The 17,163-nt window shown below is 71.0% G+C and carries 20 protein-coding genes; 8 read left to right on the top strand and 12 right to left on the bottom strand.

All coding sequences use genetic code 11. The features are described from left to right. Positions 1 to 15 precede the first annotated feature (15 nt). On the top strand, positions 16 to 378 hold the full coding sequence (locus RPQ07_RS03245) for a UBP-type zinc finger domain-containing protein (protein ID WP_313942461.1): 363 nt from the start codon (positions 16 to 18) through the stop codon (positions 376 to 378). A 68-nt stretch (positions 379 to 446) separates the two neighbouring features. Continuing rightward, a complete protein-coding gene (locus tag RPQ07_RS03240) occupies positions 447 to 1,556 on the top strand; it encodes a DUF475 domain-containing protein (RefSeq protein ID WP_313942460.1) in 1,110 nt (369 codons plus the stop codon). A 9-nt stretch (positions 1,557 to 1,565) separates the two neighbouring features. Here RPQ07_RS03240 and RPQ07_RS03235 read toward each other — a convergent pair whose 3' ends face one another. Beyond that, positions 1,566 to 2,330 carry a YqjF family protein gene (locus RPQ07_RS03235; protein WP_413777696.1) on the bottom strand — a complete coding sequence of 255 codons (765 nt, stop codon included), beginning with the start codon at positions 2,328 to 2,330 and terminating at the stop codon, positions 1,566 to 1,568. A gap of 47 nt (positions 2,331 to 2,377) precedes the next feature. Then, a complete protein-coding gene (locus RPQ07_RS03230; RefSeq protein WP_313942459.1) occupies positions 2,378 to 2,902 on the bottom strand; it encodes a hypothetical protein in 525 nt (174 codons plus the stop codon). A gap of 172 nt (positions 2,903 to 3,074) precedes the next feature. Here RPQ07_RS03230 and RPQ07_RS03225 point away from each other — a divergent pair, with 172 nt between their 5' ends. Continuing rightward, positions 3,075 to 3,425: a PRC-barrel domain containing protein gene (locus tag RPQ07_RS03225; protein ID WP_313942458.1), complete on the top strand. Its 351-nt coding sequence runs from the start codon at positions 3,075 to 3,077 to the stop codon at positions 3,423 to 3,425. A gap of 270 nt (positions 3,426 to 3,695) precedes the next feature. Further along, positions 3,696 to 4,526 carry a SigB/SigF/SigG family RNA polymerase sigma factor gene (locus RPQ07_RS03220; protein ID WP_313948761.1) on the top strand — a complete coding sequence of 277 codons (831 nt, stop codon included), beginning with the start codon at positions 3,696 to 3,698 and terminating at the stop codon, positions 4,524 to 4,526. Positions 4,527 to 4,548: 22 nt separating this feature from the next. On the opposite strand, the gene RPQ07_RS03215 is transcribed toward RPQ07_RS03220, so the two are convergent. Both RPQ07_RS03215 and RPQ07_RS03210 read right to left on the bottom strand, forming a co-directional pair. Continuing rightward, a complete protein-coding gene (locus RPQ07_RS03215) occupies positions 4,549 to 4,977 on the bottom strand; it encodes an ATP-binding protein (RefSeq protein WP_313942457.1) in 429 nt (142 codons plus the stop codon). 107 nt (positions 4,978 to 5,084) lie between these two features. After that, complete coding sequence (locus tag RPQ07_RS03210; protein WP_313942456.1) at positions 5,085 to 6,977, bottom strand: Na+/H+ antiporter NhaA; 1,893 nt, start codon at positions 6,975 to 6,977, stop codon at positions 5,085 to 5,087. Positions 6,978 to 7,125: 148 nt separating this feature from the next. Between RPQ07_RS03210 and ykgO the strand changes: the two genes are divergently transcribed. The 4 genes from ykgO to RPQ07_RS03190 all read left to right on the top strand — a co-directional run bounded on the left by ykgO (position 7,126) and on the right by RPQ07_RS03190 (position 8,747). Beyond that, positions 7,126 to 7,248, top strand: a complete 123-nt coding sequence (gene ykgO, locus RPQ07_RS03205) for a type B 50S ribosomal protein L36 (protein ID WP_028801377.1) — start codon at positions 7,126 to 7,128, stop codon at positions 7,246 to 7,248. Between the two features lie 112 nt (positions 7,249 to 7,360). Next, positions 7,361 to 7,525 (top strand): 50S ribosomal protein L33, encoded by a 165-nt coding sequence (gene rpmG, locus RPQ07_RS03200; RefSeq protein ID WP_313942455.1) that lies wholly within the window; start codon positions 7,361 to 7,363, stop codon positions 7,523 to 7,525. Positions 7,526 to 7,581: 56 nt separating this feature from the next. Beyond that, the gene (locus RPQ07_RS03195) at positions 7,582 to 7,845 is read left to right on the top strand and encodes a type B 50S ribosomal protein L31 (protein ID WP_313942454.1); all 264 of its coding nucleotides are present in this window, start codon (positions 7,582 to 7,584) and stop codon (positions 7,843 to 7,845) included. A 206-nt stretch (positions 7,846 to 8,051) separates the two neighbouring features. Next, the gene (locus tag RPQ07_RS03190) at positions 8,052 to 8,747 is read left to right on the top strand and encodes a lysophospholipid acyltransferase family protein (protein WP_313942453.1); all 696 of its coding nucleotides are present in this window, start codon (positions 8,052 to 8,054) and stop codon (positions 8,745 to 8,747) included. An 81-nt stretch (positions 8,748 to 8,828) separates the two neighbouring features. Here RPQ07_RS03190 and RPQ07_RS03185 read toward each other — a convergent pair whose 3' ends face one another. Genes RPQ07_RS03185 through RPQ07_RS03150 form a run of 8 tightly spaced genes read right to left on the bottom strand, consistent with a single transcriptional unit; the run spans position 8,829 to position 17,161 of the window. Then, positions 8,829 to 10,268 carry an NADH-quinone oxidoreductase subunit N gene (locus tag RPQ07_RS03185; RefSeq protein WP_313942452.1) on the bottom strand — a complete coding sequence of 480 codons (1,440 nt, stop codon included), beginning with the start codon at positions 10,266 to 10,268 and terminating at the stop codon, positions 8,829 to 8,831. Further along, positions 10,265 to 11,770: an NADH-quinone oxidoreductase subunit M gene (locus tag RPQ07_RS03180; RefSeq protein ID WP_313942451.1), complete on the bottom strand. Its 1,506-nt coding sequence runs from the start codon at positions 11,768 to 11,770 to the stop codon at positions 10,265 to 10,267. Before RPQ07_RS03180 ends, RPQ07_RS03185 begins: the two co-directional genes overlap by 4 nt. A gap of 7 nt (positions 11,771 to 11,777) precedes the next feature. Beyond that, on the bottom strand, positions 11,778 to 13,673 hold the full coding sequence (locus tag RPQ07_RS03175; protein WP_313942450.1) for an NADH-quinone oxidoreductase subunit L: 1,896 nt from the start codon (positions 13,671 to 13,673) through the stop codon (positions 11,778 to 11,780). Beyond that, a complete protein-coding gene (locus RPQ07_RS03170) occupies positions 13,670 to 13,975 on the bottom strand; it encodes an NADH-quinone oxidoreductase subunit NuoK (protein ID WP_313942449.1) in 306 nt (101 codons plus the stop codon). Before RPQ07_RS03170 ends, RPQ07_RS03175 begins: the two co-directional genes overlap by 4 nt. Then, positions 13,972 to 14,535, bottom strand: a complete 564-nt coding sequence (locus tag RPQ07_RS03165; RefSeq protein ID WP_313942448.1) for an NADH-quinone oxidoreductase subunit J — start codon at positions 14,533 to 14,535, stop codon at positions 13,972 to 13,974. Before RPQ07_RS03165 ends, RPQ07_RS03170 begins: the two co-directional genes overlap by 4 nt. A 19-nt stretch (positions 14,536 to 14,554) precedes the next feature. Beyond that, entirely contained in the window at positions 14,555 to 15,472 is a 918-nt protein-coding gene (locus RPQ07_RS03160; RefSeq protein WP_313942447.1) for an NADH-quinone oxidoreductase subunit H, read from the bottom strand. Next, positions 15,465 to 16,811, bottom strand: coding sequence for a hypothetical protein (locus RPQ07_RS03155; protein ID WP_313942446.1), 1,347 nt, complete (start codon positions 16,809 to 16,811; stop codon positions 15,465 to 15,467). The genes RPQ07_RS03160 and RPQ07_RS03155 overlap by 8 nt, the downstream gene beginning before the upstream one ends. Beyond that, a complete protein-coding gene (locus RPQ07_RS03150; RefSeq protein ID WP_313942445.1) occupies positions 16,802 to 17,161 on the bottom strand; it encodes an NADH-quinone oxidoreductase subunit A in 360 nt (119 codons plus the stop codon). The genes RPQ07_RS03155 and RPQ07_RS03150 overlap by 10 nt, the downstream gene beginning before the upstream one ends. Positions 17,162 to 17,163 lie beyond the last annotated feature (2 nt).

Raw genomic sequence — 17,163 nt, 5'->3', positions numbered from 1 at the left:
GTGAGGAGAAACCCCATGGCAGACGACCGGATCCCCGGTATCGACCCCGCGGCGAAGCCCAGCGGGGACGGATGCGCCGACTGCCTGGCCGGCGACGGGCCCGGCTGGTGGGTGCATCTGCGCCGCTGCGCCGCATGCGGCCACATCGGCTGCTGCGACTCGTCACCGTCGCAGCACGGCACGCGGCACGCGAAGCAGGAGGGGCACCCGTTCCTCACCAGCTTCGAACCGGGGGAGGAGTGGTTCTGGAACGTCGAGACGGAGCAGTACTACGAAGGCGGCCCCCAACTGCCGCCTCCCACCGCCCATCCCCTCGCCCAGCCGACGCCCGGGCCGCAGGGCGCCGTACCTCCCGACTGGCAGCAGCACGTCAACTGATCGCCCGTCGGCCCTGGTGCCTATGGTGGGTGAGGTCGGTCTGCCTACGCGATTGATGGGGATGGCGGATGGTGTGGAAGACATTTCGCTGGTCGTTCGGCGTCACCGCCCTCGGCCTCGTGGTGGCGGTGTTCTACGACGGGTGGGCGGCACTCGGGGTCGTGGCGATCCTGACCGTGCTGGAGGTCTCGCTGTCGTTCGACAACGCGGTGATCAACGCCGGAATCCTGAAGAAGATGAGCGCCTTCTGGCAGACGATCTTCCTCACGGTGGGCGTGCTGATCGCCGTCTTCGGTATGCGGCTGATCTTCCCGGTCGTCATCGTCGCCGTGAGTGCCCAGCTCAGTCCGGTCGACGCGGTGCATCTCGCCCTGACCGACAAGCCCCGCTACGAGGAACTGGTGACCGACGCGCATCCCTCGATCGCCGCGTTCGGCGGGATGTTCCTGCTGATGATCTTCCTCGACTTCGTCTTCGCCGACCGTGACATCAAGTGGCTCGGCTGGCTCGAGCGCCCGCTGGCCAAGCTCGGCAAGATCGAGATGCTGTCGGTGTGCATCGCCCTGATCGTGCTGATGATCAGCGCCACGACCGTCGCGACCCACGCCCATCAGCACGGCGGCACACACGTCGACAAGGGCGAGACCGTGCTCATCTCGGGTGTCGCGGGGCTGGTGACGTATCTCGTGGTGGGCGGGCTGTCGGGGTTCTTCGAGAACAGGCTCGAAGAGGAGGAGGAGCGCGAGCACCGGGCCGAAGAGGAGGCCCGGCGCAGCGGAAAGGATCCGTCCGCCGTGGTCCTGGCGGGCAAGGCCGCGTTCTTCATGTTCCTCTACCTGGAGGTCCTGGACGCGTCGTTCTCCTTCGACGGTGTCATCGGCGCCTTCGCCATCACCAACGACATCGTGCTCATGGCACTGGGTCTCGGCATCGGCGCGATGTACGTTCGGTCGCTGACCGTCTATCTGGTCCGCCAGGGCACGCTCGACGACTACGTCTACCTGGAGCACGGCGCGCACTACGCGATCGGCGCCCTTGCCGTGATCCTGCTGGTCACCATCCAGTACCAGATCAACGAGATCATCACCGGTCTGATCGGCGTCGTGCTGATCGGGGCGTCGTTCCTGTCGTCCGTACGCCGCAACAAGGCCCTCGCCGCCGACGGCGAAGACCCCTGACCGGCGCCGTCAGGGTGTGGGGATGCCGCCCGGCCGGGCGGGGCGGCCGAACCGTACCGGGACACCGGGCGAGTACAGGACGCTCACCGGGTCGCCGACGGGTTCCGGGAGCCCGGCGGCCGTGATGAGGGACTCGTCGCACTCGACCAGATCGGCCCGGTGCAGCGGCCACCGGGGGTGGGTGTTGGGCAGGTAGAGCTGCCGTCCGAAGAACGTGCTGTGCATGCCCCAGCGAGCGGTGAGGAAGTGTTCGAGGTCGGTCGGCTCCTCGATGCTCTCCCTGATGCGAATGCCGATCCTGCTGTGCGCGCCCCGGGGCCCCGGCCAACGCCGGGCGCTGCGGTAGGTGATCGTGTCGTCCGTGTGACGGATGGTCATCCGCGACCACATGTACGGCAGTCGGAACAGGGCGCGGGCCACTGCCACGGGGATGAACCGTGAGGCGTCGAGCGAACGGAAGACGACCCCACGCCGTCCGTGCGTGTCCACCGAATAGAGCCGGACATTGGTCTCCGGGAAGGTCCCCAGATACGGGACACCGGGCAGACGGAACCACCCCACGCGGTGCATCCGGAAGGCGACCAGACCGACATAGCTGACCCCGTCGAGCGTGTCGGGCACGGTACCGGTGGGGAGCAGCGGAGCCACATCGGCCGGGTCCACGGCCCAGTGCAGGAAGGCAAGGTCCAGCCACGACTGCGTGAGCAGCGGGTTCTCCGTACGGTGCGGAGGGTCGGCCGCTATCGGGCCCGCGTCGAACGATGGATGGGACACCGCGCCAGCATCTCAGACGCGGCCCATGGACCGGACGGCTCCCGGCGTCACTTCCGCGCGCGCCCGCCGCCCAGCACGTCGGCAGCGACGGACGTCCGCAGTGCCTCCAGGGCCGCTGCCTGCTCCTTCGCCCGGTCGAGGAGTCCGTCGATCAGGACCGCGTCCAGCCGGTCGTCGGACTCCGCCAGCGCACGCAGCGTCCGCCAGCACGACGCCTTCCCCTCCACCCCCAGCCGCATGACCTCCAGCTCCAGGACGTCGCTGAGCGGGGAGCGGGAGGCGACGCGGCCGTTGAACTTCAGCCGGCCCGCCTTCTCACCGATCCACCCCAGGGCGACCTTGGCCCGCTGCGGCGGCACACCGAGCTGCGCCATGAGCCGGAGCAGCGCCTCCCGGTCCGCCGCCACCTCGGCGGCCAGCCGTGCGAGTTCCCTCCCGATCGAGCTGCTCCGGTGCGACCGCGCCGAGCGCCGCAGCAGCTCCACGCCGCCCGTCGAACCGGCCAGATGGTCGTTGAGATAGATCCGCAGCAGCGACAACGTGTCTCGTGTACCGGCCGCCTGGGTCTCCATGGCAGTCCTCCAGCTCGTGGAGCGCGGTGGGATCTCCATGGTGCTACGGCTCGCGCCGCGTGTCCTGCGCGGTGTGTGACCCGCTCCCACAGGGGCACTCGGAGTCCGTCAGGGCCGGGGCTCCGTGAAGGGACCCGCCGGCCGGGTGTGCACCGACGGCGAGGAGGCGCGCGTGAGCGAGAACATCTGGGGTTACCCGCAGACGGCAGGGCATATCGCGGGGGTCGACCTGGTCGGGTTCAAGGTCGAGGCCTTGGACGGAAGCATCGGCAAGGTCGACAAGCACTCCGACGACATCGGCTCCGCCTATCTGGTCGTCGACACCGGGATATGGATCTTCGGCAAGCAGGTTCTGCTGCCCGCGGGCACCGTCTCCCGCATCGACACGGACGGCGAGACGATCCACGTCGACCGCACGAAGGCGCAGATCAAGGACGCTCCCGAGTTCGACAAGGCGAAGCACATCGGGGATCTGGGCTATCACCAGGAGGTCGGCGGGTACTACGGCAGTCACCGCGCCTGACGGTGGCCCGGGCCGTGGGCACGTCCTGCCCGGGGTCCGATCCATCGGGCTGATCCAGCGGGCTGATCCGACGGTCCGGTCCGTCGGTCCGACCCGGCCTCCCGGTCCGGCCGGTTCTGATCCCGTGCAAAAGTTGTCGGGCGGCAACGGTGTAGGGCTGCGCTGTCCGGGCAGGTGCCTAACAGGCCCCTATCCCGAGGTGACGTCGTGACGACATCCACGCAGGTGAGCGGAACGCCCCGCACGACCCGCCGGTCGGCACCGCCGGCGGTGGTGGACGCCGCGGGCGGACTGCCCTGGATCGACGACGCGGGCAAGATCGCCCCCAAGGACGCCCGGGAGCTGTCGCGACTGTTCTTCTCCCGGCTCCAGGCCCTGGACGAAGGCACCCACGAGTACCAGTACGCCCGCAACACGCTGATCGAGATGAACCTGTCCCTGGTCCGCTTCGCCGCCCGGCGGTTCCGCAACCGCGGCAGCGGTGAGATGGAGGACATCGTCCAGGTCGGCACCATCGGGCTGATCAAGGCGATCGACCGGTTCGAGCTGGCCCGCGAGGTCGAGTTCACCTCGTTCGCCGTGCCCTACATCGTGGGCGAGATCAAGCGGTACTTCCGCGACACCACCTGGGCCGTGCACGTGCCGCGCCGCCTCCAGGAACTGCGCGTCGACCTGGCCAAGGCCAAGGAAGTGCTCTGCACCCGCATGGACCGCGACCCCACCGTCAAGGAGCTGGCCGCCCATCTGGACCTGACCGACGAGGAGGTCCTCGAAGGGCTGGTGGCCGCCAACGGCTACACCGCGGGTTCCATCGACACCCCCGGCGTCAGCGACGACGAAGCGGGCGACGGCGGACGTGTCTACGCCGACACCATGGGCGAGTGCGATCCCGCGATGGACCTCTTCGAGGACCTCCATGCCCTCGCTCCCCTCCTCGACCAGCTGGACGACCGCGAGCGGACCATCATCGACATGCGCTTCGGCGCCGAGATGACCCAGGCGCAGATCGGTGAGCACCTGGGCATCTCCCAGATGCACGTCTCACGGCTGCTGGCGCGCACCCTGGGCAAACTGCGTTCGGGCCTGCTCACCGACCAGTGAGCCCGCGTTGTCCTGAGATCTGTCAGTGAGCGGGGTGCGGCGACGGCTCGCCGCCCGGGGTGAAGCAGGCCGTGACGGTCTTGCCACCCGGCTGGGGGCGGGTCTCCCAGTGATCCGCGAGAGCGTCGATGAGCACGAGCCCGCGTCCCGAGGGCCTGGTCGAGTCCGGTTCGCGGGGCGTGGGGACGCCGGTGTCCGAGTCGTGGACGCTGACGTGCAGGCACTCGCTGTCCCAGGTCAGGATGAGCTGGGCGTCGCTGTGGGCGTGCACATGCGCGTTGGTGACCAGCTCGGAGATGGTGAGCAGGACCGCGTCCACGGTCTCCGGCGCCCGCGTGGTCCAGCCGAGGGCCTCCAGGTGTTCCCGCGCCCATTCGCGTCCTGCCCGTACGCCGTCGGACACCGGGAAGGACTGGGCCCACCCCACGGCCCTCAAGGAGGTGTCGGTCATGGTCTGCCCTCTCTGCACCGACAACGGTTCCGGCCTGTCGAGTACCCGCTGACGGCCCGGACACCGGGCGTTCTGCGGGACCTCGGGCGCAGAGCTTGATCAGGCGGTCAGGCAGGCGGCGTGAGCAGGGAGCGCTGGCGGGCCAGTTCGACGGCCTCCGTCAGGCCGGCGATGTCGTACGCCCCTTGATGGCGGCGCCCGTTGACGAAGAACGTCGGGGTACCGGTCACACCGCTCAGGTCGGCGGATTCCACGTCGTCGGCGATCCGCCCGGCCCCACGACGATGCTTGATGTGATGGCGGAAGGCGTCCACGTCCAGCCCCAGTTCCGAGGCGTAGCGCACCAGGTCGGTGGGTCGCAGCGCGTCCTGCCGCTCCATGAGCAGGTCGTGCATCTCCCAGAACGCCCCCTGCGCTCCAGCGGCCTCCACCGCCTCGGCGGCGAGCTGGGCGTTGGGATGCACATCGGTCAGGGGCAGATGGCGGAACACATACCGGACGTCTCCTTCGTCCGCGAGCATCTCCCGTACGACCGGTTCCGCCTGGCCGCAGTAGGGACACTCGAAGTCGCCGTACTCGACGATGGTCACCGGCGCGTCCCGTGGGCCGCGCATCCTGTCCCGTTCCTCGTCGACGGGGACGGCGAGGTCCGTGAGGGGTTCGGTGGTTCCGAGCAGGGCGCGGGCGCGACGGTGGGCGGGCAGCAGTCCGATCACCAGGGTGATCGACCAGCTGACGACGAAAGAGCCGATCAGCGTGGCGAGAATGCCGATCTTGGCGTTGTCGAGTTCCTCGCCCTCGAAGGCGAGCACGGCGATCAGCAGGGACACCGTGAAGCCGGCTCCCGCGATGCTGCCTGCCGCGGCGACCGAACCCCAGCCGACCGGCGGGCGCAGCCGGTGGCGGGTGAGCTTGGTGACCAGCGCCGTGGACCCGAGGACGCCCACCAGCTTGCCGACCACGTACGCGGCGAGAATGCCGAGGCACACGGGGGAGGTGAAGGCGCGCGCCAGCTCGCTCGCGCCCACCGGGATACCGGCGTTGGCCAGGGCGAACAGCGGCACGATCACATAGCTGGTCCAGGGGTGGTACATCTGCACCAGGCGTTCGTTCACCGAGACGGCCGAGGCCAGGCCCCGCCGCACGGATCGTTCGAGTTCCGGCGTCGGCTGCTCCCGGAAGCGGCGGAACAGCCCGCTGGCGGCCTCCAGATCGCTGCGCGCTGCCGGGTAGGCGACGGCGAGCGCCCCCACCGCGAGCCCCGTGACCACGGGATCGATGCCCGCCTTCAGGAGTGCCACCCAGACGACCACGGCGAACACCGCGTACAGCGGACCGCGTCCGAATCCCGTGAAGCGGACCACGAGGATCAGAACCATGGCTCCGGCGGCCACGGCGAGCGCCGGCAGATGGATGGATTCGCTGTAGAAGACGGCGATGACCAGCAGCGCGATCAGGTCGTCGACCACGGCGACGGACAGGATGAAGGCCCGCAGCGACGCCGGGAGCCGCGAGCCGAGGATCGCGAGGATGCCGAGCGCGAAGGCGGTGTCCGTGGACATCGCCGCACCCCAGCCGTGCACGGAATCGCGGCCGCTGTTGATCGCGACATAGATGAGAACCGGCACGATCATGCCGCAGACGCCGGCGAAGAGGGACAGCAGCACCCAGCGCCGGTCGCGCAGTTCGCCCACATCGAACTCGCGCCGCGCCTCCAGGCCCACGACGAGGAAGAAGAACGTCATGAGTCCGCTGTTGATCCATTCGTGGAGATCCAGCGAGAGGCCGTACGAGCCGATCCGGACGGACAGATCGGTGGCCCACACCATCTCGTACGCGTGCAGATCGACGTTCGCCCAGACGAGGGCGGCCACCACGGCGGCGAGCAGCACGGCCGCACTGCCCGTCTCCGTACGGAGGAAGTCCCGCAGGGGCTTGTTGACCTCACCGGCATCGGTCGTCTGACCCGAGAAGCCTGAGTCGTCCGCTGTCCCGCTCACCGGAGCAGTATCTCCGCACGGTGCGGCCTCAGCACCTCCGCGCGGCTGCGGCCGCCCGGCGGTGCCGGAGGAATAGAGACGGCCGGTTCCCGGTTGTCCCACCCGCACAGGCTTTCCGGCCTGGGGCCCGACGGAAGGTGGTACCGCCGTGAAGGTTCGCAAGTCTCTTCGTTCCCTGAAGTCGAAGCCGGGAGCGCAGGTGGTCCGACGGAGGGGTGTCACCTTCGTCATCAACAAGAAGGACCCGCGCTTCAAGGCTCGCCAGGGCTGACCCGCCGGCGGGCGCGCCCGGGGGAATACCTCGGGCCGGCCCGCCGTTGAACCAAGCAGACATTGACATGAGCGAGACAAGCTCAGGTGGGTGTTTCGCGCAAGGAGGACGCATGGCCCGCAGTACCGCACGCCCCGTCGTCACGCTCCGGTCGTCGGCCGGCACCGGCACCACGTATGTGACGCGCAAGAACCGGCTCAACGATCCCGACCGCCTCGTGCTGCGCAAGTTCGACGCGGCAGCGGGAGAGCACGTCCTGTTCCGCGAGGAGCGCTGAAAAACGCCGTCCACCGGCTCTCCGCGGCCGGCGGACGGCAGCAGGAAGGACACCGCATGAAGCCTCGTATCCACCCCGAATCCCGTCCGGTCGTCTTCCGCGACCGTGCCGCCGACGTGGCGTTCCTGACGCGTTCGACCGCCGACTCCGCACGGACGATCCAGTGGGAGGACGGCAACACGTATCCCCTGATCGACGTGGAGACCTCCTCCGCGAGCCACCCGTTCTACACGGGTACGTCGCGCGTCATGGACACCGCCGGTCGCGTACAGCGCTTCGAGCGCCGCTACGGGAACAGCGCCGCCGCCAGCCGCGGCTGAGGAACCGCCGACGCGGGATGCGAACCGAGAACAGGGCCCCGGTGCCGTGGTCGGCCGACCACGGCACCGGGGCCTTCGCCGTCCCTCCCTACGGCCTTGCCGGGGTGACCTACTCGGGAGATGAGTAGCAGCGCTCAGGCGCCGACCGGCCCCCGCGGCCGACGATGAGGATCTCTTCCCGTCGCCGCGCCTGTGGAGGTCCGCCCATGCTCAGCCGTATCGCCGGGACCGTGGTGCCCGCATTCGGCCGTCTCACCGTGACGACGGACCCCGAGGCCCGGCTCGTGCCCGGAAGTGTCGTCGTCGCGAACCACACCTCCCTCGCCGACCCGGCCGTGGTGCTCGCCGCGCTGCACCGCCTCGGCGTCGAGCCGGTGGTGCTGGCGACGGCAGGGCTCTGGCGCATCCCGGGACTCGGCCGGGCGCTCACCCGCGAGGGCTTCGTCCCGGTGCACCGCAACGGCCCACGGGCGTCCGACGCCCTGGCCGGTGCCGCGGACGCCCTCGCGGACGGTCGGATCGTCCTCATGTACGGCGAGGGCGGCATCCCGCCCCGCAAGGGCTCCGGCGAAGCACCTCCGGCGGTCTTCCGTACGGGCGTTGCCCGGCTCGCGCAGCACACCGGAGCTCCGGTGTCTCCGCTCGGTCAGGTGGGAGCCCGGCGGCTCTCGTCCGGTACCTGGGCGAAGCAGCTCGCGGGCCTGGTCACCGCTCCCGTGCGACGGCCTGCCCTGCATGTCCACGTCGGAGCACCCCTGCGGCTCACGGGGGACGCGTCCCTGGCGTCGGCGCGTGTGCGCGAGGCCGTGACGGCTGCCTGGCGCACCGCGGCCGGCCATGTCGGTGAGCACCGACCGATCGTGCCCGCCGAGGAGACCGCTCGTGAGTCGGTGGCAGCGTGACAGGTCCCCAGCCCGGCGCGGCCCCTGCCGAACGACCCCGGGTGCGGAGCCGGTTCGCGGTCGGTCGCCGGTCGCGTTCGGTCACCGTGTGAGCGGGCTGTCCAGGAGGGCCAGCACCGGTCCACCGATCACTCCCAGCACGACCGAGGCGGCGGCCGCGGTGCAGGCGACCGTGCGGGCCGTGCGGCTTCCCTCGTCGTACGCCTGCCGGCCGCCCTTGGGTGTCCGACGGTCATCGCGGCTGAGCGCGGGGACGATCCACCGCAGGTAGTAGAAGACGGATGCCACCGTGTTGATCGCGGCCAGGACGGCGAGCCAGACGTAACCGCCGTCGATGACGGCGCTGAACACCTCGAGCTTGCCGAGAAAGACGGCCGTGGGCGGGGTGCCGACCAGCCCCAGCAGGCAGACGACAAGGCTCACGGACAGCAGCGGTCGTTCACGCGCCAGTCCGCGGTAGTCGTCGACGGTCGTCCGCCCGGGCAGAGCGCAGACCACGGCGAATGCCCCGAGGTTGGTGACGGTGTAGGCCGCGAGGTAGTACAGCAGCGCCGGCTGGGCACGGTCGGAGGCGGTCACGACAGCCACCGGCATCAGCAGATAGCCGACCTGACTGATGGTCGAGTACGCCAGAAGCCGCTTGACGTCGCTCTGGAAGAAGGCCGCGAGGTTGCCCAGGGTCATCGACGCGGCGGCCAGGACGGCGATCAGCGCCGCCCACGGCAGAGGACCGCCCGCCAGGGGCACGGCCCCGAGGCGGAAAGCGGCGGCGAGTGCACCGATCTTCGGCAGGGTGGCGAGGAGCGCGGCGACCGGTGGACTGCTGCCCTGCACCGCGTCCGGGACCCAGAAGTGGGCGGGCACCGCACCGGCTTTGAACAGCAGTCCGGCCAGTGCGCCCAGTACCCCCGTGGCGAGCAGCGCCTCGGGGGCGTCCTCCAGTGCCGTGGCCAGGAGGGGGTAGGAGGTCGCGCGACCGGTGGCGTACACGAGGGTGATGCCGGTGAGCAGGAGAACGCCGAGGAGGGCGCCGACGACGTAGTACTTCAGGGCCGCTTCGGTGCCGGGGCCGTCCTTGCGGAACCCGGCAAGGGTGTACGTGGGGATGGAGGCGAGCAGGTAGGCGGCGGCGAGGAGCAGCAGATCCTGGGCCGCTGCCAGCATCACCGCGCCCAGCAGGGCGAGTTGGAGCAGCACGTAGAACTCGGCCTCGCGCCGGTCGGCGTGCAGGGGGCGCAGGCTCAGGGCGAGGACGATCAGACCACCGCCGAGGATGACGACGCGGCAGGCGCCGGTGAGCGGGTCGACGGCGAACGAGTCGCCGAAGACGGCGGTCGGGCTTCCGGAGGCCGCGACCGCGGCAGCGACGATGCCCGCGGTGCAGACGGCCCCGGCGACTGCACCGACGATCCACTGGCGGGAGCGGGGCAGCCAGGCCCCCAGCAGCAGGCCGAGTACGGCCCCGGCGGCCAGGAAGATCTCGGGGAGGATCGCGACGGGATTCTCGTTCATCTCCGTCATCGCGTCAGCAGCTCCAGCACCGTGTGGGATGCGGGCTCGATGACGTCGAGGAGGAAGCCGGGGGTGATGCCCACCACGACCGCCAGGGCCAGCAGCGGCACGACCGCCGTGTTCTCGTGGGCGCGCAGATCACCGAACGGCCGGGCCGCTCCCGGTGCGTCGGGCAGCCGCAGCGGCCCGAGGAACATCTTCTGGAGGGCGCGCAGGAACAGCGCGGCGGTCAGCAGGATGCCGAGGACGGACAGGGCAGTGGCCAGCGGCCGGGGCCCGAGGCTGCCGGTGAAGATCTGGAACTCCGCGATGAAGCCCGAGAAGCCGGGCAGTCCGAGGGAGGCGAAGGCGGCGATGGCCGTCATGCCGGTGAGCACCGGTGCGCGCGCCGCGATGCCGGAGTAGGCGTCCATGTCGTAGGTGCGGCCGCGTTCGTAGAGGGAGCCGGCGAGGAGGAAGAGGGCGCCGGTGAGCAGGCCGTGACTGACCATCTGGGTCACCGCGCCGGTCACCGCCAGCGCCTGGGCCTGCCGACTGGTGTCAGCGGTCGCGGCGGCCGCGCCGACGGCGAGGACGATGTAGCCCATGTGGTTCACCGACGTGTAGGCGATCATCCGCTTGAAGTCGGTCTGGGCCAGGGCGACGAGTGCTCCGTAGAGGACCGAGACGACACCGATGACGACGATCACGGTGGCGTGACGGCGCCAGGCGTCGGGCAGCATCGGCATGGCGATGCGCAGGAAGCCGTAGGTGCCCATCTTCAGCAGCACCCCGGCCAGGACGGCGGAGCCCGCGGCGGGCGCCTCGGTGTGCGCGAGCGGGAGCCAGGTGTGGAACGGCACGGTCGGTGTCTTGACCGCCAGCCCGATGCCGATCGCCAGCAGCACCGCACCCGCGTAGCCGGCACGTCCGGCGAGCGGGTCCGCCGCGGCGAGGTCGACCATGTCGAAGGTGTGCGGGGAGGCGGCCAGATAGAGCCCGATGAAGCCGAGCAGCAGCACCAGCGAACCGAGGAACGTGTAGAGGAAGAACATCAGCGCCGCGCGCGCCCGGTCGCGGTGGCCCCAGCCGGCGATGACGAAGTACATGCCCACGATGGACAGATCGAAGAAGACGAAGAACAGGATCAGGTCCAGCGAGACGAACAGACCCAGGCACGTCGTTTCCAGGAACAGGAACAGCGCCGCGAACTCGCGGATCCGGCGGGTGTCGCGCCAGGACCGTACGGCGCAGGCCGCGAACAGCACGCAGGTCAGGCCGAGCATCGGCAGGGACAGCCCGTCGACACCGACGTGGTAGCCGACGCCCGCGCCGGGGATCCACCGCACCCGTGTCTCGTACTGCATCCCCCCGTCCGCGTCGTAGCCGGCCCACAGGACAACGACGAAAGCCAGCAGGACGACCGTCGTCGCCGTCCAGATCGCGCGGACCGTCCGGTCGGACGTACGGCGGGGGAGCGCGAGGAGCAGCAGGGCGACGGCGAGCGGGGCGAAGGCGAGGACGGTCAGCACCGGGGACCTACTTCACGAGGACGAGCACGAGGGCAAGGACGGTGAAGGCCGCGACGGCCTGTGCGAGGTACTGGTGCAGCAGGCCCGTCTGGGGCCGTCGCGCGAGACGGCCCAGCGCACGCCCGGCCGAGGCGACGGCGGACACCGAACCGCCGACCCCCGCCTCCAGCCGCTGATCGGACCAGCGGGCCAGGTCCAGCGCCCCGCGGCCCGCGCCGCGCACGGCCGCGTCCAGGACACGGTCGTCGAACCGCGCGGCGGTCCGGGCGAGGGCGAACAACGGCCGTACCAGCAGCAGATGGGCGGCCTGCTCCAGCTTCAGCCAGCCGCCGAGGAAGCCCGGTGACCCCGGGCCGCCGGGGCCCGGCGCCGGGGTGGGAAGCGGTGCCTTCCGGGACGCCCACGCCCAGGCGGCCGACGCCGCGGCGACAGCGAGGGCACCGGAGAGCATCCACTCCCACAGGTGCGGGGCGGGCTCGGACCCCGCACCCAGTACCCGGGACACCGCGGCGCGCGCCGGGTCGAACGCCAACGGGCTCAGCAGGGCACAGGCCAGGGCGAGCACGGCCAGGGGCGGCAGTACCCGCCCGGGAACCTGCCGGGTGCCGCGCCCCTCGCTGTCGAGACCGTGGTCGTCCGTCCGCGCCGGCTGCCAGACGAACCACACCGCTCGGGCGCTGTACAGGGCGGACACCACCGCGGCCGCCAGCCCCGCCGCGTACAGCCAGGGTGAGGTCTCCAGCGCTGCCGCCAGCACCACGTCCTTCGTCGCCCACAGCGACAACGGCGGCAGCCCGGCGAGGGTGCACGCGCCGACGGTGAACAGCACGCCGGCAACCCGGTACCGCCGGGCCGCGCCGCGCAGTCCTGGCAGCGCCTTGGTGCCCAGCGCGGTCAGCCACGCTCCGGCGATGAGGAACAGCAGGCTCTTGGCGGCCGCGTGCGCGATCAGCTGGAGGGTGCCGCCCGTGATCCCTCCGGCTCCCGCGGCCAGCACCATGAAGCCGATCTGGGCACAACTGGAGGCGGCGAGCAGTTGCTTGATGTCGTTCTGCACCAGCGCCACCAGGCCCAGCGCGATCGCGGTGAGCGCTCCCGTCCACGCGACCACGTGGGTGCCCCAGCCGGACGCCTCCAGCAGAGGGCTCGTACGCAGCAGCAGATACGCACCGGCGACGACCATGGTGGCGGAGTGCAGCAGGGCGGAGACGGGGCTCGGACCGGCCATGGCGCGGGAGAGCCAGAAACTGAACGGCAGTTGGGCGGACTTGCCGAACGCCGCGGCGATCAGCCCGGCGCAGATCAGGGAGCGCCACGGGTCCGCCGCCTCCGCCAGGCCGTCCAGGGCGACCGTGCCGGTGGGGCCCGCGGCGAGTGCGGCGCCGGCGGCGAGGTAGAGACCGAGATCGGCGGTGCGCGTGGTGAGAAAGGCGGTGTCGGCGGCGCCGACGCGCTCGCTGTCGCGCCACCAGTAGCCGATCAGTGCCCAGGAGGTGGCGCCCATGACCTCCCAGCCCATCAGCAGCACCGGCAGGGTGGCGGCGGTGACCGTGACGAGCATGCTTCCGGCGAAGAGCAGCATGAGACCGTAGAAGCGGGCGCGCGCCTGGTCGGGTCCGAACTCGGCCGCACTGAAGGCCAGGACGAGCAAGGTGACGGCTGCGACGGTGACGGCGAGGAGACCGGACAGCCCGTCGACGGTCAGTTCGGCGGGCAGGCCGGACAGGAAGGGCGCACGGACGGACGGCTGTGTGCGGGCCACGGCCACCGCGAGCCCTACTGTCACGAGCATTGTGGTCACGGCCGTGAGGGCCGCCGCCCGGTCGGCACGGCGGCCGGTCACCAGCAGGAGGCTTCCCGCTCCCAGGGGCAGGGCGATGAGCGCCCACAGCACGCCGCTCACTCCTTCAGCTCCGCGGCCATGTCGGTCATGTCGACCTCGCGGTCACGGAACAGGGCGGTGACGATCGCGAAACCGATCGCCATCTCCAGCGCCATGGCGGTCACCGCGACGATGACGACGACCTGTCCGTCCGCACGGCCCGGCGCGATGTAGTACCAGACGCCGGCCGCGGCGACGATGACGCCACCGAGCATCAGCTCCAGCCCCATCATCAGCATGACGATCGACTGCTGCGTCAGAGCGCCGAACAGGCCCGTGCACCACATGGCGGCGGCCAGCAGCAGGACGGCTTCGAGGCTCACCGGCCCACCCCTCCCCGCACCGGGTCGTCGGGGCGCCGCGCGTCGAGGCCGTCGCCGAGACGGTCGTAGCGGCCGCGGCGGGTGGCCAGCACCACGCTGGAGACGATCGTCGCGAACAGTGCCATCCCCAGGGTCATCATCGTCAGCATCTGAGGACCCATCAGGGACAGTCCCAGGTCCATGGTCACGTCCCGCGGCGGTCGTCCCTTGCGCGCGGGCCACGGCGCCAGGAGGATCCCGGCCGCCAGGAGGACGAAGAGCGCGGTGCACAGGACCGCGGAGCCCTTGGCGTTGTGCATCATGGTCATCGGCATCAGACCGGCCGGATTCATCATGTACATGATCATGAAGACGGCCATGACGGCCATCTCGATCGTCATCATCAAGGCGATGACGATGCCCAGGTAGTTCAGACCCAGCAGGACGACCACGCCCGCCACCGCGAGCAGCGAGGCCAGCAGTGAGAACGTCGCCCGGGCCATGGAGTCGACGACGAAGACCATCACCCCCGCGGCGACGGCGAGGACGGCCAGGACGAAGAAGACGACATCACTCACCACGGACAGGTCCCTTCCACGGTCATCGGCCGAGCACCACCAGGGCCACCACCAGGGCCTGGAGGACGGCCAGCGGTGTCAGCACCACCCAGGCCACTTCCATGTAGCGGTCCATGCGCAGCACCGGCAGCCGGCGGCGTGCCCACATCAGGACGGCGAGGACGGCCGCGGTCTTGACCAGGGTCCAGGCCCAGCCCGGCAGCCACGGCCCGTGGCCGCCGCCGAGGAACAGCGGAACGGCTGCGGCCGCGGCCACCGTGAGCAGCAGTCGGCGCCCGCCGAGGAAGAGCACCCGTTCCACACCGGACAGTTCGGCCGCGGCCCCGCCCGCCGCGTCGCTGCCGACGGGCTGGTCGAAAGGGCCCCAGAAGGCCATCGCCAGCGCGCTCGCCAGATAGATGACGAACGCGACCGGCATCCACACCGCGAACCAGAGCCCGCCCTGCGCGTCGACGACCGCGCCGACGCGCAGCGACTCCGCTCCCAGCGCGGCGGTCGTGATGGCCAGCATGTGAGGGATCTCGTACGCCAGGCCCTGAGCAAGGAACCGGTAGCCGCCGATCATCGACAGGGCCGAGTTCGGCCCCCAGCCCGCCAGCCATACCGCCGCCCAGGCGAGGGCCTCCATCGCGTTGAACCACACGATTCCGTCGGGGAGATCACTCACCGCCGTGAAGCCCAGCGGCACCACGACCCCGGCGAGGACCGCGGCCACCGGCAGCAGTGTCACGCCGACGCGCAGCAGCAGGTGGTCCGAGGCATTCGTCGTACGGCGCTGCTGCACCAGCAGCCGCAGAACCTCACGCCCGGGCAGCCCCGCGCGCCGCGTGCCGCCGGGCCCCGTCCCCAGCGCGGCATCCGCGGTCGCCGCGCACACCGCGGCGAACACCAGGACGCCGGGCAGGACGAGGACGGACCACAGAGAGGTGGCGTCAGTCATGGGCCACCGTCACCGCCGCGGGAGCCTGGGCGAGTTCATCGAGATCGGGGTCGAGACTGGCCACGGTGAGCCGGGCACTCGCGAACTCCGCACCCACCAGGAGCGGGGGGAGTACGTCGAGCAGGGCCTGCGACGGCGGCAGGGGGCCGCCGAGAGCGCCGCGTGGCCCGGCCAGGTCCGGACCGCGAAGGAGCGCGGTCTCCTCGCACATCGCGGCGGCGCGAGCCGCTTCGTCCAGCCAGACGTTCAGGCGGTCCCAGACATCCCCGCCGGCTGTCAGCGCCGGGCCCGAGACGCCTGCCGCCGCGGCCGTCCGCGCGTCCAGCACACCCACTCCTCGGGTCAGCCATCGAAGGGTCCGCGAACGGCCGACCCTCCGCACCAACGGCGAGACCGCCGCCACGAGAGCCTTCGCCGGGGCGCCCTCCAGCGCCGTGTCCCGTGCGGCCCGGGCCTGTTGCGCCTGCGCCGGCCATCCGGCCACCGCCAACAGGCGGCCCACGCTGTCGAGATGTGCCGCACACAGCCGTCGTGCCGCCGGTCCGCGCGGTACCTCCTCACCCGCCGCGGCCCGCAGCCACGGCTCGTCCCAGAACGGCCGCCCCTCGCCGGCCCGAGCAGCGATCTGCTCGACGTGTACGCGCTGTACCACGTCACCCTGGAGGGCGAGGCGGAGCACCAGACCCGCGGGCCAGTCCAACAGAGCGGGTCCCAGTGGGAGATGGAGCTGATCGAGCCGCAGCCCATCGCGGTCGTCGGCGCGGTCGGCCATGGGCAGCCCGGAGACCTGCATCCCCATGTCGTGACCCTCGTGCCCGCCGTGGGCTGTGCGGTCGCGGTGTCCGCCGTGTCCGCCGTGACCTTCGGGATCGCCGTGTCCCTCGTGTCCGCCGTGACCTTCGTGCGTCTCGTGCGCGCCGTGACGTGCCCCGTGCTCGCCGTGCCCCTCATGGGAGGTGTGCGGCGCGGCCCCGTGCAGGTGGTCCTCCGGCCGCGCACCGGGGCGGGGGAGCGGAGGACTGCCGGCCGCCGGGCGCAGCAGCGCGGCAGCGCCCGCGTCGAGGCCGCGCGCGATCTGTTCGGGAGAGACGATGACGATGCGGGCCCGCGGGGCGGGCATCGCGCGCCACAGCCCCTCGCACCAGTCCATCCGCGCGGGATCGGGACGGCCGACCAGGACGAGGAGGTTCGCCGTCGCCGGGCCGGTGGCCAACGGCCAGCCCCGGGAGCGCAGTTCGCGCTCCAGGAGCACTCGGGCCTCCGTCGCACCCGGGCAGACCGCCGGCAGGACGGCGGGCCGGGCCAGTGCGGTCCGCAGGATCCGCTTCCTCAGGTCCATCGCAGGGCGCCTTCCCGCCATGCGTAGCCCACCGCGGCCAGGAGGATGCCCAGGAAGAGGAACATCTCCACCACGGCGGTGACGCCGACCTCCCCGACGACGAGCGTCCACGGGTACATGAACAGCATTTCCATGTCGAAGGCGAGAAAGATCATCGTCACCGGGTACCAGCGCACATGGAAGCGGGAGAAGGGGTGCTCCTGCGGACTCAGGCCTCCGCTGAACGGCATCGCGCCCGTGAGGGGTTCCGGTACGACCCGCAGGACACCGCCGATCGCGTACACGACCGCGACTCCCGCCGAGGCCACCCCCAGCAGCAGGAGCACCGGCAGCCAGTCCGCACCCGCCATCA

Origin of the sequence: Streptomyces sp. AM8-1-1 (genome assembly GCF_032229325.1) — a bacterium.
Taxonomy (GTDB): domain Bacteria; phylum Actinomycetota; class Actinomycetes; order Streptomycetales; family Streptomycetaceae; genus Streptomyces; species Streptomyces achmelvichensis.
The sequence above is the reverse complement of the archived record's forward strand: the minus strand, read 5'-3'. Positions and strand labels throughout refer to the sequence as shown.

What these genes read in the sequence shown, in the direction of transcription:
- RPQ07_RS03185 (WP_313942452.1), bottom strand. Translation starts at nt 10,268, where the DNA reads ATGACGGAGATGAACGAGAATCCCGTCGCGATCCTCCCCGAGATCTTC.
- rpmG (WP_313942455.1), top strand. Translation starts at nt 7,361, where the DNA reads ATGGCCCGCAGTACCGCACGCCCCGTCGTCACGCTCCGGTCGTCGGCC.
- RPQ07_RS03195 (WP_313942454.1), top strand. Translation starts at nt 7,582, where the DNA reads ATGAAGCCTCGTATCCACCCCGAATCCCGTCCGGTCGTCTTCCGCGAC.
- RPQ07_RS03245 (WP_313942461.1), top strand. Translation starts at nt 16, where the DNA reads ATGGCAGACGACCGGATCCCCGGTATCGACCCCGCGGCGAAGCCCAGC.
- RPQ07_RS03230 (WP_313942459.1), bottom strand. Translation starts at nt 2,902, where the DNA reads ATGGAGACCCAGGCGGCCGGTACACGAGACACGTTGTCGCTGCTGCGG.
- RPQ07_RS03150 (WP_313942445.1), bottom strand. Translation starts at nt 17,161, where the DNA reads ATGGCGGGTGCGGACTGGCTGCCGGTGCTCCTGCTGCTGGGGGTGGCC.
- RPQ07_RS03215 (WP_313942457.1), bottom strand. Translation starts at nt 4,977, where the DNA reads ATGACCGACACCTCCTTGAGGGCCGTGGGGTGGGCCCAGTCCTTCCCG.
- RPQ07_RS03240 (WP_313942460.1), top strand. Translation starts at nt 447, where the DNA reads ATGGTGTGGAAGACATTTCGCTGGTCGTTCGGCGTCACCGCCCTCGGC.
- RPQ07_RS03190 (WP_313942453.1), top strand. Translation starts at nt 8,052, where the DNA reads ATGCTCAGCCGTATCGCCGGGACCGTGGTGCCCGCATTCGGCCGTCTC.
- RPQ07_RS03160 (WP_313942447.1), bottom strand. Translation starts at nt 15,472, where the DNA reads ATGACTGACGCCACCTCTCTGTGGTCCGTCCTCGTCCTGCCCGGCGTC.
- RPQ07_RS03155 (WP_313942446.1), bottom strand. Translation starts at nt 16,811, where the DNA reads ATGGACCTGAGGAAGCGGATCCTGCGGACCGCACTGGCCCGGCCCGCC.